This is a genomic window from Burkholderia mayonis, from assembly GCF_001523745.2.
GTDB classification, from domain to species: Bacteria; Pseudomonadota; Gammaproteobacteria; order Burkholderiales; family Burkholderiaceae; genus Burkholderia; species Burkholderia mayonis.
In genome coordinates, this window is the sequence record NZ_CP013386.1 from 2283075 (window position 1) to 2306736 (window position 23662).

A 23662-nucleotide genomic window follows, 5' to 3' on the forward strand; every position below is an offset into this window, starting at 1 on the left:
CGATTTACCTCCTGTTACAGCGGCAACACACGCCGCACAAATGCCGGAAAACGCGCCGCCCGCCCGCCGCAAGGGGCCGCGCTCCTCACGACGGTCGTCCGTCAGGTAGAATTGACAAGTTCGAGCGACGCAGCAGGCGTCCTCTCCCCTTTTCTTCCCTGTCCCGCATGAGCACCGAACGCAACGACGCCGCCGCGCCATCCAATTTCATCCGCAACATCATCGACGACGACAACCGCACGAGCAAATGGAGCGGCCGCGTCGAGACGCGCTTTCCGCCCGAGCCGAACGGCTATCTGCACATCGGCCACGCGAAGAGCATCTGCCTGAACTTCAGCGTCGCCCGCGACTACGGCGGCGTGTGCCACCTGCGCTTCGACGACACGAATCCGGAAAAGGAAAGCGTCGAGTACGTGAACTCGATCGTCGACGCGGTGCGCTGGCTCGGCTTCGACTGGCAGAAGGACGGCGTCGACCACCAGTATTTCGCGAGCGACTACTACGACAAGCTCTATGAATTCGCCGAGCTGCTGATCCAGCGCGGCAAGGCGTACGTCGACAGCCAGACCGCCGACGAGATGCGCACGAACCGCGGCTCGCTGACCGAGCCGGGCACGCCGTCGCCGTTCCGCGATCGCTCGCCCGAGGAGAACCTCGACCTGTTCCGCCGGATGAAGGCGGGCGAGTTCAAGGAAGGCGAGCACGTGCTGCGCGCGAAGATCGACATGAGCTCGCCGAACATGAACATGCGCGACCCGGTGATCTACCGGATCCGCTACGCGCATCACTACCGCACGGGCGATGCGTGGTGCGTGTACCCGATGTACGACTACACGCACTGCATCTCGGACGCGATCGAGAACATCACGCACTCGCTCTGCACGCTCGAGTTCGAGGATCACCGCCCCCTCTACGACTGGGTGCTGAACGAGCTCGCGGACGCCGGCGTGTTCACGCGGCCGCTGCCGCAGCAAATCGAATTCTCGCGGCTGAACCTCACGTACGCGATCACGAGCAAGCGCAAGCTGCTGCAGCTCGTGACGGAAGGCCACGTCGACGGCTGGGACGACCCGCGGATGCCGACGATCGTCGGCGTGCGCCGCCGCGGCTTCACGCCCGAGGGCATCCGCCTGTTCTGCGAGCGGATCGGCGTGACGAAGATCGATTCGTGGATCGACATGAGCGTGTTCGAAGGCGCGCTGCGCGACGATCTCGACGACAAGGCGCCGCGCACGGTCGCCGTGCTCGATCCGCTCAAGCTCGTCATCGACAACTACCCGGAAGGCCAGACCGAGGAATGCACGGCGCCCGTGCACCCGCACCATCCGGAGCGCGGCCAGCGCACGTTCCCGATCTCGCGCGAGCTGTGGATCGAGCGCGAGGATTTCAACGAGAATCCGCCGAAGGGCTATTTCCGGCTGTTCCCGGGCAACAAGGTGCGGCTGCGATACGGCTACGTGATCGAATGCACGGGCGCGGACAAGGACGAAAACGGCAACGTGACCGCCGTCCACTGCAACTACTATCCGGACAGCAAGTCGGGCACCGAAGGCGCGAACAACTACAAGGTGAAGGGCAACATCCACTGGGTGAGCGCCCCGCACGCGTGCCCGGCCGAAGTACGGATCTACGATCGCCTGTTCAAGGAGCCGCATCCGGACGCGGGCGGACGCAACTTCCTCGAGGCGCTGAATCCGGATTCGAAGAAGGTCGTCCACGCCTATCTCGAGCCCGGCGCGCGCGACGCGACGCCGGAAGCGCGCTATCAGTTCGAGCGCCACGGCTACTTCGTCGCCGACCGCGTCGATTCGAAGCCCGACCAGCCGGTGTTCAACCGGATCGTCGGCCTGCGCGACAGTTGGGGCAAGCCCGCCTGACGGCGGCTGCGGCACGCTCGCCGCTTTGCGTCATGCGAAAGGAAAATGCCCGGCCTGCGCCGGGCATTTTCGTTTGAGCCTCGCGCCGACGTGGCGGCCGCTTCGGCAATCGGCTCCGGCCGCCGCGATTCATGCCGGTTTCCAGTCTCGCATCCGGACTCGCCACCGGCCCGGCATCCGCGAACGGCGCGGGACCGCAGCCGCGCTTGTCGCGCTTGTCGCGCTCAGACGGGCAGCGACCGATGCAGATCCGCGAGCGACAACGTCGTCCGGAAAAGCCGCGCAAGGCTGCGGCTCGCGTATGCGTCCACGTCGCCCGGCTCGGTCCAGCGAAACGCGTCCATCTCCGGGATCATCGTCCCATCGCGGCGGCTCGGAAACATCGACGTGCATTCGCAGCGCGACAGATCCGTCTCGTGCTCGGCCGCGCGCGCGGCGAACAGGTGCAGATCCTTGTCGCGCCGGTACGCGAACAGGCCGAGATCGACGAGCCGCACGGGATCTAGCACGATGCCCGTCTCCTCGACCAGCTCGCGCAGCGCCGCCTGCTGCGCGGTTTCCCCCGGTTCGCCCTGGCCTTTCGGGATGTCCCAGTGCGTCGTGTCGGTCGCGTGCGCGAGCAACACGCGGCCAGCGGGATCGAGGAACACCACCCCGCACGACACCGTGCGCGGCCGGCCGCGCGGCTTCATCGCGCTCATTCGCGCGTCACGCCCGCATCAGCGCTTCTGCAACTGCCACATGCCGGCCGCGGTCTTGCAATAGAGCGGCCGCAACGTCATCGACTGCCCCTTCGCCTCGATCTCGGTCTTGATCTCGCGGCACGTGCGGCCTGCCTGCTCGGTCGTGCTCGGCGTCAGCTTCGCCGAGAGCTTCGTGCCGCGACCCTGGTTCAGCCAGTCGACGGTCTCGCCGTCCTTCCCTTCGTCGCGGACCTTCTGCACGGCCTTCGTCAGCGATGCGGTGTCGGCCTTGCTGAAATAGCTGATCGGCGTGTCGTTCAGGAAGCCCAGGTTGTTCTGCGCGTGCGCGGCAAACGCGGCCGCCGCGCACACGGCGCCCGCCAGCACGCGCGACAGGATCGAGACACGGGCTCGCATCGTCATGTTGTTCTCCTTTGGAAACGATCGAATGTCCGGCGCGCGGCTTCGCTCGCGCGCCGGAAGAGCGCTCAAGGATAACTGCAACGAACCGTATTTGAAACCGATCCGGCAGCGCCGCGCCGCTTCGTCAGAGCTTTGCCGCCCGGATTCGGCGGCGAATTCGCGGCAGGCGGCGGGCAATGCGCGGCAATCGGCCGCGCCGCTGCCCGCCTCCGTCGCGACGCCTTCTCGGCGTTCAGTACTGCAGCCCGAAGCCGCGCGGATAACGCAGCGGCCCCGTCGAGCCATCCGCGTTCAGCGCATGGATCGCGACCGGCAGCCTGCCGACCGGCCGCTCGACGCCCAGCATCGCGTCGACGACGGCGGGCAGCGACGGGCCGCGCAGCCCGCCTTCGTAGCCGTAGTACGCGTACGTCGCGAGCGTCGCGTCCGCGACGTCGTCGTAGCTGATCACGTCGTATGGCGCGCGCATCGTCACGTGGATCACCGTCTTGCGCCGCGCCTTCGCGTAATCCATCGCGTCGCGCATCTGCTGCGCCTCGCTTCGCACGGCGACGGCCAGCACGCTCCTGCGCGCGCCCGCGTCCAGGTTCGCGCCCGCAGCCGCGTCCGCGTTCTCGACGTGATCGAAGATCACCGAGCCTTCTTCCTGCCCGTTCGCGGGCGCCGTCTGCCGCATCAGCGCGGCCGCGGGCGGCGCGACGCGCGCGTTCGGATCGCCGTTGTGCTCGACGGGCGTGACGCCCGTCGACAGCGTGCCGACGATCACGATGTCCGCCGCATCGATCGCCTGCTGCTGCTCGGCCCACGTGATCGCGCTCAGCTTCGCGCCCGTCACGAGCGGATGGCCGAGCTCGGCGAAGCGGCGCCGCATCGCCTCCGCCTGCTCGCCCCACGGCGTCAGGATGAAGATTCGCCGGCCCTGCGCCTGCAGCGGCAGCGTGCCGTTCTCGTTGCGCAGCAGCGTGATCGATTTCTGCGCGATGTCGCGCTCGACCGCGCGATGCGCGGGCCCGCCGATCGACGCGAGCTCGTCGACCGGCCTGCCGCGGTCCGCCGCGGTGATGCCGTTGCGCAGCTTCATCAGCACGATCCGGCGCACCGAGCGATCGAACTCGGCGCGATCGATCCGGCCGGACTCGACCGCCGCCGCGACGCGATCGACGAGCGCCGTCAGGCGGCCCGCGTTCGCCGCCGTGCGAAACTCGACGGGCATCAGCGCGATGTCGACATCCGCCTGGAACACCTTGACGACCGCATCGTCTTCTTCGAAGAAATCGGCGATGCCCTTCATGTCGAGCGCATCGGTGATCGTCACGCCCCGGTAGCCGAACTCGCCGCGCAGGATGTCGTGCTGGATGCGCCGCGACATCGTCGCGGGCGCGATCATCGGCTCGCCCGTGCGGGTCGTCACGCGCGTGTCGTCGAGCGACGGATACTGGATGTGCGCGGTCATGATCATGTCGGGCGCCTCGCCCGCGTCGATCGCCTGCCGGTACGGCGCGAGATCGATCGCGTATGCGTCGGCGCGCGACTTGATCACGACGGGCAGTCCGTAGTGCGAATCGGTATCGGTATCGCCGTGCCCGGGAAAATGCTTGAACGTGCCGATCACGCGCTCGCTCTTCATCCCCTGCGCCATGCGCCGGCCGAGCTGGCTGATCGTCGCCGGGTCGTCGCCGAACGAGCGCACGTTGATGACGGGATTGAGCGGATTGCTGTTGACGTCGACGTCCGGCGCGAAGTTCACGTTGAAGCCGACCGCCGCGATTTCCGCCGCGAGCACGCGGCCCATGTCGTAGGCGAGCCGATCGTTCTTCGTTGCCTCGTAGGCCGCGCCGAGCGCCATGTTGCCGGCGAACGCCGTCGCCTCGACGCGCGGCAGGCGGAACACGTTGCCGCCCTCCTCGTCGATGCCGATCAGCAGGCCAACCGGGCTGTCGGCCGCGGGCGCCGCCTTGATCCCGTCGATCAGCCGGCGCGTCTGCTCGATGCCCGTCAGATTGTTCGAGAACAGGATCACGCCGCCGATGCCGTTCTCGCGCAGCGCGTCGCGCGCGGCGTCGGGGAATGCGGTCATGCCGGTCGTGCAGGTCGGCTGCCCGTCTGGGCACCAGTACCGGAACGCCATCATGATCTTCTGGCCGACCTTCTGCCGGATCGACATCCGCTCGACGATCGCGTCCGCGCGCGACTCGATCGTCGCATCGTCGTCGCCCGACGAACAGGCGCCGAGCGCTGCCGTCACCGCCAGCGCGACGGGGAAATGAACCAAGCTTTTCTTGCGCATTTTCACCGAATCCTTGCCGCGTGAATGCCCGCGGCATTTACGCCATTCCATTCGTCATCCGGCATCCCTATCGGCTTTCGGTTCATCGGTACTCCGGAACTTCATGCATATTCATTCACTCTGAATGCGAATTCATCAAGCCAATGATCGATATGCGACTTCTGCCGCGAACATTCTCGCCGATTCGGCAGTGCGCGCAGCATAGCACGGTGCTTTTCGTGCTGCTTTCGGTTTTCGGCGCAACGAGTGCATTTGCCGATATCAGCCGAATCACGGCCGCGCAATGCGCGAATATGCATGTCGAACGCGTAATAAACGAGCATTCGCCGGTTCAATGCGAGCGATTGAAAAACGTGTCGTTCGATTACGTTAATTTCGACGGCCAAACGCAAAAAGGCGAAGTCGTCGTGCTCGATGCGCTCGCCGAACGCGTGCAGACGATCTTCGACACGTTATACCGAATGCGCTTCCCGTTGAACCGGGCGGTGCCGATCGAGCGCTACCGCGGTGACGACGAAGCGTCGATGAACGACAACAACACGTCGGCGTTCAACTCGCGGCAGAAAACAGGCCGCGACGAATGGTCGGTGCACGCGTACGGCGTCGCGATCGACGTCAATCCGCATCAGAACCCGTACGTGTCGTTCGGCGGCGACGGCAGCGCGCGCGTGCTGCCGTCGTCGGCCGCGAAGACGTCGATGAACCGGCTCGACGAGCGGCCGGACAAGCCTGTGCGGCCGGGCATGGCCGAGCGCGTCGTCGGTGTGTTCGCGAGCAACGGCTTCCTGCGCTGGGGCGGCTATTGGGACGATCCGATCGATTATCAGCACTTCGAAGTGGGCTCGCGCGCGCTCGTCGCGCGGATGGTCGATGCGTCGCCCGACGATGCGCGCCGGATGTTCGAGCAGTATGTCGCGTCGTACGCGGACTGCATCGCGCGCGCATCGCACGCGAGCCACGCGGCGGCGCGCGCCGCATGCGTGGCCGACGCGCTGCGCGAATGACGCGATGCGGCCGCGCCTGGCGCGCCCACAGCGTGGCGACGCGCTGACGGCCGAACGCCCACGTCGCCGTGAAGCTTGGCGAAGGGCATCGCGCGCGTTCGTTCGCCACCGAAGCGGTGCATGGCGTCGAGCGCCCAGTCGGCGCGGCTTTTAGCCGCATGGAATCGTTCGCCGATCGCGCGAAAAACAACGACGCGACACATTCGAGAACCTTTTCAAGTTGCGCTCGCCCCCGAGCCCGACTCGTCCATGCGCGCCGATACGGCTTGCGCGATTTCCGCCAACCATCGGCTTCGCCCGCCAACCCGAGATGCACAATTTCCGCCATCCGCTCCATAAATTCGGAGGGCCGTTTCAACACATATCAACTAATTTAAATCCATATTGTTATCGGATCACCATCGGCCATGAAAAGAGAAGTCGACGAAACGCGAGTCGGCAACGTATTAGCCGGCTGGAATCATCTGGCGGGGATCGGCCCCCTTCAAATTTCAAATGCCCTAGGATCCCGAATACAAACGTGCTCGGGCGAATGGCGCGACGATTACATCATGGGCTGGGGCTCGTGCTTTCTGGGCCATGACAGCCCCGTCATCCGGGAATCCGTCACTCGCGCCATGTCGCGCGGCTTCCTGCAGCAATATGAGACCGAGCGTCATCAACTTCTGAGCGAACGCTTTTGCGCCGCGGTTCCGTGCGCGGAAAAGTTGCGCCTCGTCAATTCCGGCCTGGAAGCCACCATGTATGCGACGCGGATCGCGCGCGCCGTCACCGGCAAGCGATTGATCTTGAAGTTTGAGGGGCACTTCCACGGTCTAAACGACACGCTCGCCTGGAACATCGACTCGTCCCCGCGAAGCGCAGCGATGCTGGAGAACGGCGAACTCGAACGCGTCGCGGGCACCGTCGGCATTCCCGGCGAACTCGGTCAATTGACCGTTCCGTTGCCGTGGAACGATCTGAATGCGGCTCGAAACGCGTTCGAACGTTACTCGGGCGACGTCGCGGGCGTCATCCTGGAGCCAATCGCGCTGAACATCGGCTGCATCAGGCCCGACGACGGTTTCCTCGAAGGCCTGCGCGCGCTTGCGACGAAGCACGAAGCGTTGCTGATCTTCGATGAGGTCCTGACGGGCTTTCGATCCAATCTCGGCGGCGCTCAGCAAGCGCTCGGCGTCACTCCCGACATCGCGACATACGGCAAGGCATTCGGCTGCGGCATGCCGATTGCGGGAATCGCGGGCAAGGCTGAATATATGGACGTCATCGCACCGAGAGGCCCCGTGCAGATCAGCGGCACGAATACCGGACGCTATCTGGCGGTTTCCGCCGCACTGTCGGTTCTCGAACATCTCGCGGACGGGACCATCTATCGATATGTCGCGGCTTTGGAAAACCGGCTCGAAAGCGGCCTGAGAGAAGTGTTCGACCGGCACGGCATCCCATGCCACATCGACGGATATGGCGGCCGGATCGGCGTTCACATCGGCGCGTCGGAACGTCCGCGCACGATGAGAGACATCGAGCGCACCTACCCTGTAGCGTTTGCGCACGAACTGTTCCGCCGATTGTCGACCGAGTACAGGCTATACGGATTTTTAATGCCTCTGAGCTATTGCCCGGAGCCGGTGACGCTTTCCGCCGCGCACACGCCGCAGATGATCGACGACGCGTGCGAACGACTGGATCGCGCACTCGACGAACTGGAATATCATGCCAACTGAAAAAGAGAGCACCATTCTCGTTCGGCGCCTCGAAGCCGCCGACATCCAGGCGGTTCTCCGATTGGTTTCACAAATCGACTCGCCGGACGACCTGACTCGCTCCGCGAACCTCCAATTCATCCGCGAATTGGAATGCCCCGGCGACGAAGAAGCGCGGTTCGTCGCCACTCATGAAGGCCGCATCGTGGGAACGATGGGCTGCGGCCCTGGGCCGATCCCTTCGAAGCACGTACTGTGGGCGGATTGGTTGATCGTCGATCGCGACTATCGCCGGCGCGACATCGCGTCGCTGCTCTATGCGGAAATCGAGGCTTTCGCACGAAGTCTCGAAAAAAACCATATGTGCCTCGACATCGGCAACATCGATCGCGAACGCGCCGCCTACGTCTTTCATCTGCGCAACGGATTCCAAATAGTCGGACAGATTCCCGATTATTGGGGAAAATTCGAGCATCTCAACATCATGGCGAAATGTCTCATTTCTCAGAATCGACACTGATATGACCGTTCTACAGAGAATCACCGAATTGCAGGGCCTCGCCCGCAGCTATCGGGCGGATGGTCTCATCGTAGGGCTGTGTCACGGCTGTTTCGATATCGTTCATCTCGGGCACATCCACCATCTGCAGCAAGCCAGCGCGCTCGTGGATCGCTTGTTCGTATCGGTCACCGCCGACGAGCACGTCAATAAGGGACCCAATCGGCCGATATTTCCGGCCCGTGTTCGCGCGGAATTCATCGCGTCGATCCGATATTGCGATCACGCCATCGTCAATCATTCGCCGACCGCCGAATCCGTCATTTCGAAGCTCCGGCCCGACGTGTTCTTCAAGGGCGCCGACTACCGGTCGAGCTCCGATCCGAGAATAAACGTGGAGCGCGCGCTCGTCGAAAACAACGGCGGTCGCATGGTCCTGACCGACGACGCGATCATGGATTCGACGTCGCGAATTGCGCATATCATCCTGTCCGAAAGCGCGTGACTCATCGGAGCGTGGAATGCCGACTCTTCTATTGCTCGATCTCGACGGAACGCTCGTCGATACCCCGCACTACGAAGCCTGGCGCAACGCCGCGCGCCGCATCGGGGCCGAAGAGCTCACCTACCCGGAATATGTCACGCACATAGCGGGACACCCGCGCGTGGACGGCGCCGCTCGCCTTCTCCTCCTCAAGAAAGGTCGCGCGCGCGCCAATCCGCGCGCTGCGGCCGACAGCGGCGCGCTCGCAAAAATCAAGCAGCGCGAATTTCTTCGGCTCGCCGCTCATACCCGGCTTTTCGACGACGCGCTGAGATTGCTCGAAAGAATCGAAGCGGCGAAGCAACGCGTTCTCTTCTACACGGCGTCGCGCAACGCGCCCGGCCTGTTCGACGCCGCGCTGCGCAGGGCGGGTAAACTGTTCGATCCGCACGCGATCGTGCAGCAGCGGCGGGATCAGACAAAAGAAGCGCTGTTCCTGCGCCTCATCGGCAAGCATGCGCCGGACTCGGTCACGCTCGTCGACGACGCGCCGCATGCCGTCGATGCGGCATGCGGCCTCGGCATCCGGGCCTGCCAGATCCGCCGTCACGCCTTCGAGCCGGCGGCGGCCGATCCGCGCGTCACCATTCTTCCGACGCTCGACGCCCTCGCCGTACCCATCAACGGCTTCGCAAGGACGTGACATGACCGAACCCACATTTGTGCTCGTGACGGGCGGCGCGGGATATATCGGATCGCGGCTGGTGCCGAGGTTGCTCGCCGCCGGCCACCGTGTCAGAGTGCTCGATGCGCAGTTTTTCTCGAACGGGCTCGAGCAGCTTGGCCGTCATCCCCGTCTCGACGCGATCAAAGGGGACATCCGCGACAAGCGGACCGTCGAACGATCGCTGCGAGGCGTCACGACGGTGATCCATCTCGCCGCCGTGGCGAACGATCCGAGCTTCAACTCCGATCCGGCGCTGAGCCGCTCCATCAACATCGACTGCCTGCCACATCTCATGGAGAGCGCGAAGCGCCAGGGCTGCCGACGCTTCATCTACGCGTCTTCGGCGAGCGTCTACGGGATCAGCGACGAGCCGGTCGTCGACGAACGCCAGCCGTGCGTGCCGATTACCGACTACAACCGGTACAAGGCCGAGGGCGAGAACATCCTCTTCGGCCTGAGCTCGCCGTCTTTCGAAACGGTCGCGGTCAGGGCGGCGACCGTATGCGGCTGGTCGCCCCGGCAACGCCTGGACCTCACGGTGAACATCCTGACGGCGAGCGCGCTCGCGCGCGGCGAAATCACGGTCTTCGGCGGACGCCAGTACCGGCCCAACGTCCACGTCGGCGATCTCAGCCGGCTCTATACGACACTCGTCCGACGCGATTCTCTCGGCGCAGCCTGCGGGCGCGCCGTCAATGTCGGATACGAAAACCACACGGTGGCCGACATCGCGGCGCAAGTCAAAGACGTCGTCGACCGCTACTTCTCGGCGAACGTTCCGATCACGACGACCGCATCCGACGACGTGCGCTCGTACCGGCTCGACTCAAGCCTAGCGCGGCGGGAACTTGGCTTCGAGTTCGCGTACACCATCCGGGACGCCGTACTGGAAATATGCGATCAATGGCAATCGGGCTGGTTCCAGGACAGCGCCGACGTCCTGAGCGATCCGCGTTACCACAATCTCATCAACATGCGCGTTTCCGACTGGTCATTCGCGTCGCCTGCGGGCGGCCCATGCTGATCGTTTCCGACGGAAAACGACGCGAGATCGTGAGCGACCTCGATTCGGCGTCCTCCGCGTTCGTGTCGTGCGTGGCGACACTCGCCAATGCGTTCATCGGCGTGCGTCCGCACGTGCCCGGCGCCTCGGAGCGGAGCAAGCGGATCCAGTTGCTGGCGAGCGACGTCTACGCACCCGGCGTCGGCGTGTCGCGCGAGATTGCGTCGCTGCCGGCGCCGAGGATTCTTCACGTCTACGACGTCGACACCGGCGAGCCCGCGCGCCGTCCGGGCAGCGCGGCGGCGACCGTCGTGCTGTCGCTCGACCGCGCATCCGTGACGAGCGCCGAGCGCCTGCATGTCGGGGGAGCGACGTTCGAATTGACCGTGCGGCAGTTCGTCGACGCGCCGGACCGCGCGTCGGTCGCAACCGTCATCGAACTGCGCCGGACGGACGGCGGCGGCGACGCCCCGCGGCGATTGCGCCTCGATTACGGCATTGACGCGCTCGCGGTCAACGAGTACCTCGGCACGTCCTCTTGGCTGACGGCTCGTCACTACAATCTCGAACGATGCCATTGCGAAAGCGATGGCTTCAGCATCATCGCCGCCGTCGCCGGTCAAAGGCTCCGTTACGACGTGATCATCCGGCGCTCGCCGCCTTCCGCCAGCGCGTCCGCCACATGGGAGCATCCGGGGCCCGGCTGCACGATATCGACGACTTTCGATTTTTCCAATGCCGATCGCCATCGAATAGACGCGCATTGGAAACTATGTTCCGGCTCCGCGTCCTGGTCAATGCCGCAAACCGCGCCGCCGTTCGATCCGGCGGTCGCCGAAGACGTGCACCGGACCCGCTGGGCCGGATTCTGGGAAGATCATGGCGTGACGATCGAAGCGCGCGGCGAACCGGTCGAACTCGGCATACGATATGCCGTTTTCCAGCTCTTGCAGCACGGAATCGCATCGCATCGCCATCCGCGCGGATTCGTGTCACCGGCGCGCGGCTTGACGAGCACTTACCACTCCGGCGCCACATTCTTCGACACCGAACTGCACAAGTGCGTGTTCTGGATCTGGAACGATCCGCGCGTCGCTCGCGCGCTCATCGACTATCGATACCATCGCCTGGAGCAAGCGATCGAGTTCGCCAAATCGACCAGATTCTCCGGCGCTCGCTTCCCGGAGGCTTCGAACGACCGTGGAACCGAAAACGGGCCGCATTACGTGCTGTCGTATCCGGACGCGAAGACGACGCGGGAATGGAGCGTCGACGAAGTGCTGCACATCTCGGCTGACGTCTGCTACGCACTGCATTGCTACCGGGAAGTCACCGGCGACGACGCCTACATGACGACGCGCGGCTATCGCATCATCGCCGAATGCGCGAGATTTGCCGCATCCGCGTTCGAGTGGTCGGACTCGAAGCAGGCCTATGTCGTCAATTCGGTGATGGGCCCGGACGAATATCATTACCACGTCGACAATAGCTTTTTCACGAATTATCTGCTTAGATGGTGCATCAGGCTCGCCATCTCGTCGGCGGGACACGAAGCCTTCCCCGACGTGCCGAAAGCCGAGTTGGACGATTGGCTCGCGATCAGCGATCGCGTCTATCTGCCGTGGATGAGCGTCGGAGGCGTTTCCATTCCGGAAGAATTCGAAGGGTACGCGAAACTTCCCGATACGGAGCTCAGAATCACGAAGAAACGCGGCCCGCAATTCGTCGACGAATCGGAGCGAGAATCGGCGGAGGCGTTGCGGAATTTCACGTCCAAGATCGTGAAGCAGGCCGATGTCATCCTCCTCATGTCCTTGTTCCCGGACGACTTCCCGGCCGACGTCAAGCGGGCGGCATTCGCGTTCTACGAACCTCGCACGGTTCACGAATCGTCGCTCAGCTACGGCCCGCACGCGATGGTCGCCGCGGACATCGGCAAGACGAGCGACTGCGCCGACTTCATCGCCCGAGCAAGCCGCTACAACCTGGACTTCACGCCGACCGCGGACTACGGCAACGGGCTGCACCTGTCCGCCTATGCCGGCGCGTGGCAGGGTCTCGTCCAAGGCCTGGCCGGCTTGCGCATCGAACGCGGCAGGCTTTGTTTTCGACCGCGGCTGTCGCCGCATTGGGATGCGTATCGGTTCGCCGTCCATTTTCGAGGGCGACGGCTGAAAGTCACGGTTCCCGCGAACGGAACGGTCCGCGTCGAGTGCGACGGGAACGCGCTTCCGACCCAGCGCAGCGCCGATGGACGCGTCTATGTTCTTGGAGGAATCGAATGAGCTCACTCGCCGAGCGAGCGTCACCCTATCGCGTTGCGTTGCGCTTCTCGTCGTTTCGAAAACTGCTGATCGGGCAGGGGTTGTCGATGGCGGGCGACGCCGTCTGCCTGGCGGCGCTTCCCGTCGCGGTCATCCATGCCGGCTTCAGCGGCGAGATCTTCGGCGCGATCATGGCCGCCGTCGGAATCGGCACCGTCATCGGCGCAGCAGCCGGCGGCATGCTCGCGGACCGGAAGTCGCCCAAGCACGTCCTCATCGCCACGGACACAGCACGAGGCATCGCGCAGGTCGCCGCCGCGGCGTTCATCGTGTCGGGCGCGCCGTGGTGGAGCCTCGTGCTCGTCTATCTGGCGTTCGGCATCGGCATCGGCGTGTCGCGCCCGTGCACGCAAGTGCTGCTCGTCAATCTGCTTCCGAAGCACGCGCTTGTCGCCGGCAACGGCGCGATGCACTTCCTCGACAATCTCGTGGCCGTGATCTTTCCGGCCACGCTCGGCGTCGTGGTCATCCTGTGGGACCCGGTATGGGGCGTGCTGATCGACGGCCTTACGTTCTTCGGCGCCGCCTTTTATACCACCCTGTTGCCTGACAAAGGCAAGCTGGAATCCGACGACGAGTTCTCCATTCGCGAAGCGCTGAACGGCGTCACGGTGATCGCGGGCAACGCCGAGCTGTTCTTGGGATTCGCCGCCACGCTCGTCGTCAACGTGCTGTGCTTTCCGATCTTCCTCGTGGTCGCCCCCTATGCGGTCAGCGCCAGCTTCGGCGAAACCATGTGGGGCGTATGCCTCGCCTCGTCGGGACTCGGCGCGTGCATCGGCTCCGTCGTTACGGTGCTCGTCGCGGGCCATCGCCACCTAAAGCTGCTGGGGCTAGCTTGCGGGCTGCTCCTCGGCGGCGCGATGATCTTGCTCGGGATGGGCCAAGCGCCGTGGATGGCGGTGCTCGGCGCGACGTTCGTCGGCGTCGTCGAAGCTTCGTGGCTTACCGGATGGGCGACCGCCATGCAGACGCACTCGCCCGAAAAGGACCTCGGCAAGGTCGTGGCGGTCGACACCGTCGTGACGAGCGGCGTGCATCCGTTCATCTATCTCGGCGGCGGCCTCGTCGGCGAAGCGCTCGGCTATCCGCAAACGTTGACGATTGCCGCCGCGCTCAGCGCCGTCGGGACCGCCGTTATCGCGCTGATTGCCGTCAGACGAACATCGGGAGGAAACACGCAATGATCCAGTGCAACAATGTCCAGGAACAGGCGCGCGACTTGTCCGGTCTGCTCATCGAGCGCTGGCGCGACGTGCTCGAAGCCGGCGATTTCGTGCTCGGCGAGGAGGTGTCGCGCTTCGAAACGTGGATGTCGCAGCGTTGCGGCGGAGCCTGCGCGATCGCGATGAATTCCGGCACCGACGCGCTGCTGATCGCGCTTCGGGCGCTCGGCGTCGGGCCCGGCCATGAGGTCGTCACGTGCGCAAACACGTTCGTCGCCACGGTCGGCGCGATCGTCGCCGTCGGCGCGCGGCCGGTCCTTGCCGACGTCGGCGACGACGAACTCGTCGACATTGACACGATCGCGCCGCTTTTGAGCGCTCGCACCAAGGCCGTCATCCCCGTCCATTTGCGCGGGCGGCCCGTCGACATCGCGCCGATCGTCGCTCTGTGCCGCGCGCACGGCGTGGCCGTCGTCGAAGACTGCGCTCAGGCGATTGGCACCACGATCGATGGCCAGCAAGTCGGCACGGCCGGCGATGCCGCGGCCTTTTCGCTGCACCCGCTCAAGACGCTCGGCGGCCTGGGAGACGGCGGCGCGCTCGTCACGACCGATCCGGAGATCGCCGAATATGCGAAAAGCGTGCGCAATCACGGATTGCAGACCCGCGACGAAGCCGTCACGTTCGGCATCAATTCGCGTCTCGATTCGCTGCAGGCGGCGGCGCTGAACGTCAAGGTCCGGCAACTGGATTCGTGGCTGGATCGCCGCAAAGCCATTGCCGCGTTCTACGACGAAGCGCTCGCCGGAACCGCCACCGGCACGGACCTCGGCGGCGGACGGCCGGGGAACGCGTACTATCACTATGTCGTGAGGTCGGGCTATCGGGACAAGCTGCGTCGGCATCTCGACGACCACGGCATTCAAGCGGCAATTCACTATCCGATTCCCATTCATCGGCAACGGGCGTGGCTGCGTAGCCAACCGGACGTGTCGCTGCCGAACACCGAACGGCTCGCGCGGGAAATCCTGACGATTCCGTGCCATCACCATCTTTCGGACGGCGACGTCGAGCGGATCGCGACAGCGATACGGCAGTTTCGTTAGAAACGGGCGGCACCGGACGAGCGCCCGGGCGGCTCGACCGGGCGACGTTCACGGCGCTCGTCGTGTCGCCCGCGAGCTCGGCGTCGATGCGTTCGTGCGCCGGTTGCGCACCAAGCGCGCGAAGCGCCGCGTGCTCGACGGACTCGGCTACGAAATCCGCTTCAGCGTCGGCCGCGCGGACTTCGACCCGAATCGTCATCCGACGATCGGCTCGCCGCTCGCGGCAGCAAACCGGCAGACGTACGCGGACAAGCATCGCGCACGCGCCACATGCAAGCCACACAACCGCACGGGCTGCGTGCGCTGGCGACGCGTAGCGCGATGCAGCCGCAGCACACCGCCCGCCCGTTGCGCCGCTCAGCGATTACCGCCTGCGGGCTTCGCTTGCGCGTCGTAGCCGTCGGTGAGCGTGCCGAGGAACGCGATCACGTCCTTGATCTCCGCATCGGTCATCGCAGGCGGATCGCCGCGCTTGCGATCGAACGGCGGTTCGTCGTTCAGGTTCTTCCAATAGCGCTTCGGCAGATCGTCGAATTTCTGGACGACGCCGTTCTTCACCGGATAGAACTTCTCGGGATGCGTGTCGCGTTGCGCGTAGAAGCGCATCACGTCCTCGAGCGAGTGATAGAGGCCGTTGTGGAAGAACGTCTTCTTCAGCGCGACGTTGCGCAGCGTCGGCGTGCGGAACAGCCCGCAGAATTCGTCGCGCCCTTTCAGATCCTGACGCTCGGGCCCGCATGCGCCGAGATCGTAGAACTTCGGATTCCGGTTCACCGCGAGCTCGTGATTGCGCGGCACGCCGAGCGCGATCAGGCCGAAATCGCTGAACTGCGGCGGCGAGCCGTCGAGCCCGCGCCGGCTCACGTGGCAACTCGCGCAGTTGCCCTTCTTCTCGTCGTTGAAAACCTGCAGCCCGTGCAACTCGGCGCTCGTCAGCTGCGTGCGGCCCGCCAGATACGCGTCGTACTTGCTCGTGTACGGATAGAACACGTCGGGCGTCTGCTCGAACGTGCCGAGCGCCTGCAGCACCGCTTCGAACGTCGCGCGATCGTCGTCGAGCACGCGCGGGCCGAACGCGTTGCGAAACGCGTCCGCATATGGCGCTGCCCGCACCGCGCGCGCGACCTTCGCGGGCGTGCTGTTCATCTCGAACGGCGACGTGAGCGGCACGCGCGCCTGCTCCGCGCCACTGTCGACGCGGCCGTCCCACGTGAGGCCTCCCGTCGGGCCGGCGTCGACGCTCTCGTCACCCTCGTCGTCCGACTCGTGATAGTGCTCGCTGAACGCGGGCACTTTCTGCAGGTACTTGAGCGTCGGCGCCGCACGAAAGCCCTGCTGACGCAGATCGTCGCCGCCGAATTGCGCGGGCAGCCCGTTCGGCGGCCCGAACGCATGCTGCGGGCTGTGGCACGACGCGCATGCGAGCTTGCCGCTGCCCGACAGCGACGGATCGAAGAACAGTTGCCGGCCGAGCGCCGTCATCTGCTTCACCGCTTCATACACCTGCGCGCGCGTCTGCGGCTGATGGTCGACGACGGCGGGCGCGCTCGCCTGCGAGGCCGGCGTCGCAGCGCGCGTCGCGGCGGGTCCGTCCGCATCGCATGCGGCGACGCCCGCCGCGAGCGCGGCCGCCGCCGCGAGCGCGCGCAGCGCGGAGAAAAGCGAACGATTGCGGGAAGCGTGTCGCAGCGGGCGGCGCATCATCGATTCGGCGATGTCGAATGGGAAAGGCGCGAGCGTATGTCATGCAAATGACAATTCGATGACGGCGAATCGACAGCCCGGCGAAAGCATTACAACATGTTGCTGTCAAACGAACCTTACACAATCCGCGCAACCGGCTGTCAGTCGACATTCATGCGGCGCGCGCGTTCGCGCGCGCGCTTGGCCGGCCCCTCGATACCCACACACCTCGTGCGACAAGAGAGAAAACGGATGAACAAGCATTGGATTCGCGTGACGCCGATCGCGCTGTCGGCCGCCATCGGCCTCACTGCGTGCGGCGGGGACGACGTCACGTCGCCCGGCCTGTCGGCAGTCAAGAACGTCGTCGTGATCTATGCGGAAAACCGCAGCTTCGACAACCTCTACGGCAACTTCCCGGGCGCGAACGGCCTGCAGAACGTGACGGCCGCGAGTGCGGCGCAAGTCGATCGCGACGGCACGACGCTCGCGACGCTGCCGAAGATCTGGAACGGCCTGACCGCGGCGGGCGTGACGCCCGCGGTGACGGAAGCGATGACGGCGAACCTGCCGAACGCGCCGTTCGCGATCGACGATCCGAACGGCTTCAATACGCCGATGAGCGTGACGACGCGCGATCTCGTTCACCGCTTCTACGAGAACCAGATGCAGATCGACGGCGGCAAGAACGACCGGTTCGCCGCGTGGTCCGACGCGGGCGGCCTCGTGATGGGCCACTACACGGCCGATCCGTCGAAGCTGCCGCTCTGGAAGCTCGCGCAGCAATACACGCTCGCCGACAACTTCTTCATGGGCGCGTTCGGCGGCTCGTTCCTGAACCACCAGTACTTGATCTGCGCATGCGCGCCGTACTATCCGAACGCCGACAAGAGCCCGGCGGCAAGCCAGATCTCGGCCGTCAATCCGGACGGCGTCACGCTCACGCTCGCGTCGAATTCGCCTGCGTCCGCGCTGTCGGGCCCGCCGAAGTTCGTGAAGTCGGGCGGCCTCACGCCGGATTTCTACGCGGTCAACACAATGCAGCCGCCGTATCAGCCGAGCGGCAACGCGGCCGCGACGGGCGGCGATCCGAACCTCGCCGATCCGTCGAATCCGTCGACGCTGCCGCCGCAAACGCAGCAGAACATCGGCGATCTGCTGACGAACGCCGGCGTCTCGTGGGCATGGTATAGCGGCGCGTGGGGCGCGGCGCTGCAGGCCGCGCAAAGCGGCACGTCGGGCGTGATCTACGGGCCGAACCTGACGGCGCCGAACTTCCAGCCGCACCACCAGCCGTTCAACTACTACGCGAACCAGGCGCCCGGCACCGCGAACCGCGCGCAGCACCTGCTCGACGCCGGCTCGAACGGCGCCGCGCTGATCCAGGCGATCGACGCGGGCAAGCTGCCGCAGGTCACGTTCTACAAGCCGCAAGGCAATTTGAACGAGCACCCGGGCTACACCGACGTCGCGTCGGGCGATCAGCACATCGCCGACGTGATCTCGCACCTGCAGAAGAGCCCGCAGTGGAACAACATGGTCGTCATCGTGACGTACGACGAAAACGGCGGCTTCTGGGATCACGTCGCGCCGCCGAAGGGCGACCGCTGGGGCCCGGGCACGCGCATTCCGGCGTTCGTCATCTCGCCGTTCGCGAAGCAGGGCTTCGTCGATCACACGCAATACGACACCGCGTCGATCCTGCGCTTCATCACGCGCCGCTACGCGCTGCCGCGCCTCGCCGGCCTCAAGCAGCGCGACGACGCGCTCGCCGCGAACGGCCTGAAGCCGATGGGCGACCTGACGAGCGCGCTCACGCTGCCGACGGGCAACTGAGCACGCGACCGATTCGAGACGACGCAACATCGCTTCTTCGGGCGGCTTCGGCCGCCCTTTTTGTTGCTCGCATGCCGCGCGTGTGCGGCGAGCGGCGGTGCCGCGCGGCGCGTCAGGGCTTGATTGAACACACGGGGCCGTCCACGCGCGCCTCGTCGCGTGCGCGACATGCGAGCCGCGCGGCGCGACTTGCGACGCACGACCCGTAGCAATGCGGTATCGTCTGCACCGAACACGTCCGCTCGAAACCCCGCGCGGTCTCGCACGCCGCCCGCCGCCCACGAACGCACGACCCGGCGCCCAGCTCGATTAGAATGCACGCTGCTTTTTTGACCGTCCCCTGCATTCCTAGCGAGACAGCCATGATCATCAAACCGCGCGTACGCGGCTTCATCTGCGTCACCACCCACCCCGCCGGCTGCGCGGCGAGCGTCCGCGAGCAGATCGCCCACGTCGCTGGCCGCGGCCCGATCGAACACGGTCCGAAGAAGGTGCTCGTGATCGGCGCGTCGACGGGCTACGGGCTCGCCGCGCGCATCGCCGCCGCATTCGGCGCGGGCGCGGCGACGCTCGGCGTGTTCTTCGAGCGCGCGCCGAGCGACGCGAAGCCCGGCACGGCCGGCTGGTACAACAGCGCCGCGTTCCACGACGAAGCGGCCGCGCGCGGCCTGTATGCGGCGAGCATCAACGGCGACGCGTTCTCCGACGAGATCAAGCTAAAGACGATCGACGCGATCAAGCGCGACCTCGGCCAGGTCGACCTCGTCGTCTACAGCGTCGCCGCGCCGCGCAGAACGCATCCGAAGACGGGCGAGACGTTCCAGTCGACGCTCAAGCCGATCGGACGCGCGGTGCGCTTGCGCGGGATCGACACCGATAACGAGGCGATCAAGGAAACACTGCTGCAGCCGGCGACGCCCGACGAGATCGCGGGCACGGTCGCCGTGATGGGCGGCGAGGACTGGCGGATGTGGATCGACGCGCTCGACGCCGCGGGCGTGCTCGCCGACGGCGCGAAGACGAGCGCGTTCACGTATCTCGGCGAGAAGGTCACGCACGACATCTACTGGAACGGCTCGATCGGCGAAGCGAAGAAGGATCTCGACCGGACCGTGCTCGCCCTCCGCGACAAGCTCGCGGCGCGCGGCGGCGACGCGCGCGTGTCGGTGCTGAAGGCGGTCGTCACGCAGGCGAGCTCCGCGATTCCGATGATGCCGCTGTACCTGTCGCTGCTCTTCAAGGCGATGAAGGCGCGCGGCACGCACGAAGGGTGCATCGAGCAGATCGACGGCCTGTTCCGCGACAGTCTCTACGGCGCCAATCCGCACGTCGATGCCGAAGGCCGGCTGCGCGCGGACGGCCTCGAGCTCGATCCCGCCGTGCAGGAACGCGTGCTCGCGCTGTGGGACCGGGTGACGGACGACAATCTCTACACGCTCACCGATTTCGCCGGTTACAAGACCGAATTCCTGCGCCTCTTCGGCTTTGAGATCGACGGCGTCGATTACGACGCGGACGTCGATACGAACGTACGGATTCCGAATCTGATCGAGTGATTCGCGAATCGGACGAGCGGTCGCAAGCGTCCGCGCGGAACGACGCCGCACGCCGCCGCAATCAACGCAACGGCGTCTGCGCGACGATCACGAGCCGCTTGAACGGAAGCGGCGTATGACCTTCGTCGCGCAGCGCACAGAGAAAGCGCATGCGGGCGCGGCACGCACCGTTCGAACAAGCGGCTGCACGCGTCGGCCGTGAGGCTGTCGGTGACGACTCGCGGACCGGCGACTCGATCCGGTCGAATCCCGGGCTGTCGCCTTCGACGATCTGCGGGCAGTCGATCCGCCGGATGTCGAGATGCGACGTGCATGTCCACGCACTCGCTACACGAGCCCGTTCTCCGACGCATACATGAACAGATCGACGTCGGACTTGAGGCCGAGCTTGCCCATCGCGTTGTGCTTGTGCGTGCTGACCGTCTTGATGCTGCGGCCGTAGCGGTTCGCGATGTCGGTCATCGTCATGCCGGTCGCGCACAGGCGCACGACCTCGATCTCGCGCGGGCTCAGCTGCGGCGGCGCGTCCGCCGCGCGCATCGCGAGCCCGCTCGCCGCGCCAGCGTGCGTGCCGACGAACGTCCGCCCCTGGCGCACGGCGCCGACCGCGCGCGGCAGCTCGTCGAGGTCGCCGCGCTTGCTCAGCACCGCGAGCGCGCCCGCCTGACGCATCGACCGCATCAGCACCGGGTTGTCGAGCATCGTCAAGACGATCACGCGAACCGAAGGATGGCCGTTGCGGATCGCGGTCAGCATCGCGAGGCCGTCGGCCGTGGGCGGGTCGGGCATCGCGAAATCGGTGATGACGATGTCGCACGGCGTCGTCGCGAGCAGCGCGAGCAGCCCGGCCGGGTCGTGCGCCTCCCCAACGATCGACACGTCGCTCATGCTCGCCAGCACGTGACGCACGCCCAACAGCACGAGCGGATGGTCGTCCGCGATCAACACTTGAACGCTCATTTACGTTCCTCCTTTTGGATCGCCGCGATCGCGCGATTGCGCCGGATGCGCAACGCAGCGCAGCAGATGGTTCACCATCGCGAGAATTTCGCGGGCCGCGCCGCGGATCGCGCGCGCGTCTCCCGCCCCTAGCAGATGGTGGAATTCGTCGAGCAGCGCATCGACATGCGCGTGGCCGAACAAGCTGTACGTGCCGCGCGCCGTGTGGCCCCACGCGCGCAGCTCGCGTTCGGACAGGCCATCGCGCAGGTGGCGCGTCAGCGTGTCCCGGTCGCGCTCGAGCGCGCGGCGGCATGCGAGCAGGATCTCCGTGTGCGCCGCGCCGTCGGCGGGCGACGCGCCGAATCCCGCCAGCAAGCGCGTCTTGTCGATCCGCGACGGATCGAAGCGCAGCGGAGGCGACGGCTCGATCGCATCGGCGAGCGCGCGCTCGAGCGCATCGAGCGTCGTCGGCTTGCCGATGCAGAACGTCATGCCGGCCGCGACGCAGCGCGCGAACTCGCCTTCCGACACGAGCGCCGTCACGCCGACGATGGGCGTCGCGCGCACGCGCGCATCCGGATGCGCGCGGATCGCCGTCGTCAACGCGACGCCGTCCATGCCCGGCATCCGGCAATCGGTGAGCACGACGTCGAACGCGCTCGTCTCGAGCGCGCGCAGCGCTTCGTCGCCGCTGCCGCACAGGTGCGCGCGATGGCCGAGCGCGTCGAGCTGATAACGAATCACCACACGGTTCATCTCCTGATCGTCGGCGACGAGCACGCGATACGCGCGCGACTGCGCCCCCTCCGTCGCGCGCGCGCGCGCCGAATCGCGCGCATCGAGCGCGGCGCGCAAGCTCTCGACGAACGCGCGCCAGCCGAGCGGGTTGCTGCTCAGCCGCACGTGCGTCCCGCCGTCGATCCAGCCGGCCGGCTCCGCGACATCGGTCACGCCGACCCAGCCGATTCGCGGCCTCGACGCGTCAACGCGCGCGTCGTCGCACAACACCGCGTCGACGTCCGCCGCGCCGCGCGCGGCGAGCCGCATGCCTGCCGCGCGCGCGTATGCGGTCAGCGTCGCCGCGAGCGCGGCATCGCCGACATCGATCGACACCACGCGCTCGGCGAGCGCATCCGGCGCATAGCCGCGCGCCACGACCCCGCAGCGGATGCGCGCCGTCGCCGTGGTTCCCCTGCCTTCTTCGCTTGCCAGCGTCACGTCCCCCCCTAGCAATCTCGCAAGCCTGCGCGCAATCGCAAGCCCGAGTCCCGTTCCTGGTTCCGTTCTCCGCGCGCCGCGGCGCGCGCGCACGAACGGCGTGAAGAGCCGCCGCAGTTCGTCTGCGGCGATGCCGATCCCCGTGTCGACGATCGTCGCGACGATCTCGACCGAGCCGTCGACGCCGTCCGCCGCGCGCACACGCACCGACACGCTGCCGCGCTCCGAGTACTTGATGCCGTTGCCGATCAGGTTGACGAGAATCTGCCGCAGCCGGTTGCCGTCCGTCAGCACGGCAGCCGGCACGTCGGCGTCGACGTGCAGCCTGACCTGCAAGCCCTTGCGATGCGCGCGCACCGCGAGCATCGCGGTCACGCTGTCGACGAGCTCGCGCACGTCGACGCGCGTCTTCTCGATCGCGAATTGCCCGGCCTCGATGCTCGCGTGATCGAGAATGTCGTTCAGCACGCGCGCGAGCGACTGCCCGGAGTCCTGCACGAGACTCAGCAGCCGCTGTTGCTCAGGCGCGCGCAGCCCTTCCTTCAACAGCTCGACGAGCGCGAGCATGCCGTTGACGGGCGCGCGCAGCTCGTGGCTCGCGGTCGCGAGCGAGCCCCGGCTCGCGCGCAGCGCCGCCTGCAAGCGCTTCAGATCGCGGTGCGCCCATCCATAGCTCACCAGCGCGACGAGCACATTGCTGCCGCCCCATAGCAACGGGTACAGGTGTGACCACTTGCAGGGCGCCGTCGCGACCAGCATGCCGTCCTGCATCCGATTCGAGGCCTGCGACAGCGTCCAGAACGCGAGCGCTGCAGCAGAGATGCACACCAGTATGCGTCGACAGAATTTGCCTCCGCAAAAGCCGTCGCTTTTCATACCTTTATCCCATTTGGAACCTCGCCAGAATACGCATCTCTTCCGTTTCCGGAAAAAACCCGCACCTCCTTTTTCTTGTCGGCGTTCCGTTTATGGGTAGGGTCGTTTATCCCATCGCACGTGCGCTTTCTCCGATTCTTCGATTCGATGGCGCGCAGTCGCGAGCGGCGCCGTCCGCATTTCAACCGGCCCGAAACGAACGTGGGACGGCCTCTCGCGAATGTCGACGATCAACGCTTGCGCAATGCGATATTCTCGCGCCCGA

At 65.9% G+C, this 23662-nt stretch carries 21 protein-coding genes; 12 read left to right on the forward strand and 9 right to left on the reverse strand.

Annotated elements, in window-relative coordinates:
• The first annotated feature begins 167 nt into the window (after positions 1–167).
• A complete protein-coding gene (locus WS70_RS11215) occupies positions 168–1877 on the forward strand; it encodes a glutamine--tRNA ligase/YqeY domain fusion protein (protein ID WP_059474142.1) in 1710 nt (569 codons plus the stop codon).
• A 224-nt stretch (positions 1878–2101) separates the two neighbouring features.
• Here WS70_RS11215 and WS70_RS11220 read toward each other — a convergent pair whose 3' ends face one another.
• The 4 genes from WS70_RS11220 to WS70_RS32845 all read right to left on the reverse strand — a co-directional run bounded on the left by WS70_RS11220 (position 2102) and on the right by WS70_RS32845 (position 5593).
• Positions 2102–2578: an NUDIX hydrolase gene (locus WS70_RS11220; protein WP_059474141.1), complete on the reverse strand. Its 477-nt coding sequence runs from the start codon at positions 2576–2578 to the stop codon at positions 2102–2104.
• An 18-nt stretch (positions 2579–2596) separates the two neighbouring features.
• Positions 2597–2983: a hypothetical protein gene (locus WS70_RS11225; protein ID WP_059474140.1), complete on the reverse strand. Its 387-nt coding sequence runs from the start codon at positions 2981–2983 to the stop codon at positions 2597–2599.
• A 232-nt stretch (positions 2984–3215) separates the two neighbouring features.
• Positions 3216–5270, reverse strand: a complete 2055-nt coding sequence (locus WS70_RS11230) for a glycoside hydrolase family 3 protein (protein ID WP_082722349.1) — start codon at positions 5268–5270, stop codon at positions 3216–3218.
• 101 nt (positions 5271–5371) lie between these two features.
• Positions 5372–5593 carry a hypothetical protein gene (locus tag WS70_RS32845; RefSeq protein ID WP_226382853.1) on the reverse strand — a complete coding sequence of 74 codons (222 nt, stop codon included), beginning with the start codon at positions 5591–5593 and terminating at the stop codon, positions 5372–5374.
• Between WS70_RS32845 and WS70_RS11235 the strand changes: the two genes are divergently transcribed.
• From WS70_RS11235 to WS70_RS11255, 6 genes are all read left to right on the forward strand, one after another.
• Positions 5489–6274 (forward strand): M15 family metallopeptidase, encoded by a 786-nt coding sequence (locus WS70_RS11235; RefSeq protein WP_226382743.1) that lies wholly within the window; start codon positions 5489–5491, stop codon positions 6272–6274. The two genes, WS70_RS32845 and WS70_RS11235, sit on opposite strands and share 105 nt — an antisense overlap.
• 407 nt (positions 6275–6681) lie before the next feature.
• Positions 6682–7998 carry an aspartate aminotransferase family protein gene (locus WS70_RS11240; protein ID WP_082722350.1) on the forward strand — a complete coding sequence of 439 codons (1317 nt, stop codon included), beginning with the start codon at positions 6682–6684 and terminating at the stop codon, positions 7996–7998.
• On the forward strand, positions 7988–8497 hold the full coding sequence (locus WS70_RS11245) for a GNAT family N-acetyltransferase (RefSeq protein WP_082716600.1): 510 nt from the start codon (positions 7988–7990) through the stop codon (positions 8495–8497). Before WS70_RS11240 ends, WS70_RS11245 begins: the two co-directional genes overlap by 11 nt.
• Before the next feature lie 28 nt (positions 8498–8525).
• A complete protein-coding gene (locus WS70_RS11250; RefSeq protein ID WP_159082884.1) occupies positions 8526–8981 on the forward strand; it encodes an adenylyltransferase/cytidyltransferase family protein in 456 nt (151 codons plus the stop codon).
• A 16-nt stretch (positions 8982–8997) separates the two neighbouring features.
• Entirely contained in the window at positions 8998–9663 is a 666-nt protein-coding gene (locus WS70_RS31485) for an HAD family hydrolase (RefSeq protein ID WP_159082885.1), read from the forward strand.
• 19 nt (positions 9664–9682) lie between these two features.
• Positions 9683–10711 carry an NAD-dependent epimerase/dehydratase family protein gene (locus WS70_RS11255; protein ID WP_159082886.1) on the forward strand — a complete coding sequence of 343 codons (1029 nt, stop codon included), beginning with the start codon at positions 9683–9685 and terminating at the stop codon, positions 10709–10711.
• Here the strand turns inward: WS70_RS11255 and WS70_RS32345 are convergent.
• Both WS70_RS32345 and WS70_RS32350 read right to left on the reverse strand, forming a co-directional pair.
• Positions 10642–11313: a hypothetical protein gene (locus WS70_RS32345; RefSeq protein ID WP_203236000.1), complete on the reverse strand. Its 672-nt coding sequence runs from the start codon at positions 11311–11313 to the stop codon at positions 10642–10644. The genes WS70_RS11255 and WS70_RS32345 overlap by 70 nt on opposite strands.
• Positions 11314–11484: 171 nt before the next feature.
• The gene (locus WS70_RS32350) at positions 11485–11646 is read right to left on the reverse strand and encodes a hypothetical protein (RefSeq protein WP_203236001.1); all 162 of its coding nucleotides are present in this window, start codon (positions 11644–11646) and stop codon (positions 11485–11487) included.
• Between WS70_RS32350 and WS70_RS11260 the strand changes: the two genes are divergently transcribed.
• From WS70_RS11260 to WS70_RS11270, 3 genes are read left to right on the forward strand one after another with little or no spacing between them, the layout of a single operon-like run.
• A complete protein-coding gene (locus tag WS70_RS11260) occupies positions 11575–12975 on the forward strand; it encodes a glycosyl hydrolase family 65 domain-containing protein (RefSeq protein ID WP_226382838.1) in 1401 nt (466 codons plus the stop codon). The two genes, WS70_RS32350 and WS70_RS11260, sit on opposite strands and share 72 nt — an antisense overlap.
• Positions 12972–14201 (forward strand): MFS transporter, encoded by a 1230-nt coding sequence (locus WS70_RS11265; protein ID WP_226382744.1) that lies wholly within the window; start codon positions 12972–12974, stop codon positions 14199–14201. The genes WS70_RS11260 and WS70_RS11265 overlap by 4 nt, the downstream gene beginning before the upstream one ends.
• Positions 14198–15286 (forward strand): DegT/DnrJ/EryC1/StrS family aminotransferase, encoded by a 1089-nt coding sequence (locus WS70_RS11270; protein WP_059597819.1) that lies wholly within the window; start codon positions 14198–14200, stop codon positions 15284–15286. Before WS70_RS11265 ends, WS70_RS11270 begins: the two co-directional genes overlap by 4 nt.
• Before the next feature lie 357 nt (positions 15287–15643).
• Here the strand turns inward: WS70_RS11270 and WS70_RS11280 are convergent, their stop codons facing one another.
• Entirely contained in the window at positions 15644–16990 is a 1347-nt protein-coding gene (locus WS70_RS11280; protein ID WP_059597820.1) for a cytochrome-c peroxidase, read from the reverse strand.
• A 231-nt stretch (positions 16991–17221) separates the two neighbouring features.
• Between WS70_RS11280 and WS70_RS11285 the strand changes: the two genes are divergently transcribed.
• On the forward strand, positions 17222–18805 hold the full coding sequence (locus tag WS70_RS11285) for an acid phosphatase (RefSeq protein ID WP_059474128.1): 1584 nt from the start codon (positions 17222–17224) through the stop codon (positions 18803–18805).
• Positions 18806–19167: 362 nt separating this feature from the next.
• Positions 19168–20361: an enoyl-ACP reductase FabV gene (fabV, locus tag WS70_RS11290; protein WP_059597821.1), complete on the forward strand. Its 1194-nt coding sequence runs from the start codon at positions 19168–19170 to the stop codon at positions 20359–20361.
• A gap of 327 nt (positions 20362–20688) precedes the next feature.
• Here the strand turns inward: fabV and WS70_RS11300 are convergent, their stop codons facing one another.
• Together WS70_RS11300 and WS70_RS11305 are read right to left on the reverse strand one after the other, a co-directional pair.
• Positions 20689–21321 (reverse strand): response regulator, encoded by a 633-nt coding sequence (locus WS70_RS11300; RefSeq protein ID WP_059474126.1) that lies wholly within the window; start codon positions 21319–21321, stop codon positions 20689–20691.
• Positions 21322–23397, reverse strand: a complete 2076-nt coding sequence (locus WS70_RS11305) for an ATP-binding protein (RefSeq protein WP_059597822.1) — start codon at positions 23395–23397, stop codon at positions 21322–21324.
• Positions 23398–23662 lie beyond the last annotated feature (265 nt).

What these genes read in the sequence shown, in the direction of transcription:
- WS70_RS11215 (WP_059474142.1), top strand. Translation starts at nt 168, where the DNA reads ATGAGCACCGAACGCAACGACGCCGCCGCGCCATCCAATTTCATCCGC.
- WS70_RS11220 (WP_059474141.1), bottom strand. Translation starts at nt 2,578, where the DNA reads ATGAGCGCGATGAAGCCGCGCGGCCGGCCGCGCACGGTGTCGTGCGGG.
- WS70_RS11225 (WP_059474140.1), bottom strand. Translation starts at nt 2,983, where the DNA reads ATGACGATGCGAGCCCGTGTCTCGATCCTGTCGCGCGTGCTGGCGGGC.
- WS70_RS11230 (WP_082722349.1), bottom strand. Translation starts at nt 5,270, where the DNA reads ATGCGCAAGAAAAGCTTGGTTCATTTCCCCGTCGCGCTGGCGGTGACG.
- WS70_RS32845 (WP_226382853.1), bottom strand. Translation starts at nt 5,593, where the DNA reads ATGCTCGTTTATTACGCGTTCGACATGCATATTCGCGCATTGCGCGGC.
- WS70_RS11240 (WP_082722350.1), top strand. Translation starts at nt 6,682, where the DNA reads ATGAAAAGAGAAGTCGACGAAACGCGAGTCGGCAACGTATTAGCCGGC.
- WS70_RS11245 (WP_082716600.1), top strand. Translation starts at nt 7,988, where the DNA reads ATGCCAACTGAAAAAGAGAGCACCATTCTCGTTCGGCGCCTCGAAGCC.
- WS70_RS31485 (WP_159082885.1), top strand. Translation starts at nt 8,998, where the DNA reads ATGCCGACTCTTCTATTGCTCGATCTCGACGGAACGCTCGTCGATACC.
- WS70_RS11265 (WP_226382744.1), top strand. Translation starts at nt 12,972, where the DNA reads ATGAGCTCACTCGCCGAGCGAGCGTCACCCTATCGCGTTGCGTTGCGC.
- WS70_RS11270 (WP_059597819.1), top strand. Translation starts at nt 14,198, where the DNA reads ATGATCCAGTGCAACAATGTCCAGGAACAGGCGCGCGACTTGTCCGGT.
- WS70_RS11280 (WP_059597820.1), bottom strand. Translation starts at nt 16,990, where the DNA reads ATGATGCGCCGCCCGCTGCGACACGCTTCCCGCAATCGTTCGCTTTTC.
- WS70_RS11285 (WP_059474128.1), top strand. Translation starts at nt 17,222, where the DNA reads ATGAACAAGCATTGGATTCGCGTGACGCCGATCGCGCTGTCGGCCGCC.
- fabV (WP_059597821.1), top strand. Translation starts at nt 19,168, where the DNA reads ATGATCATCAAACCGCGCGTACGCGGCTTCATCTGCGTCACCACCCAC.
- WS70_RS11300 (WP_059474126.1), bottom strand. Translation starts at nt 21,321, where the DNA reads ATGAGCGTTCAAGTGTTGATCGCGGACGACCATCCGCTCGTGCTGTTG.
- WS70_RS11305 (WP_059597822.1), bottom strand. Translation starts at nt 23,397, where the DNA reads ATGAAAAGCGACGGCTTTTGCGGAGGCAAATTCTGTCGACGCATACTG.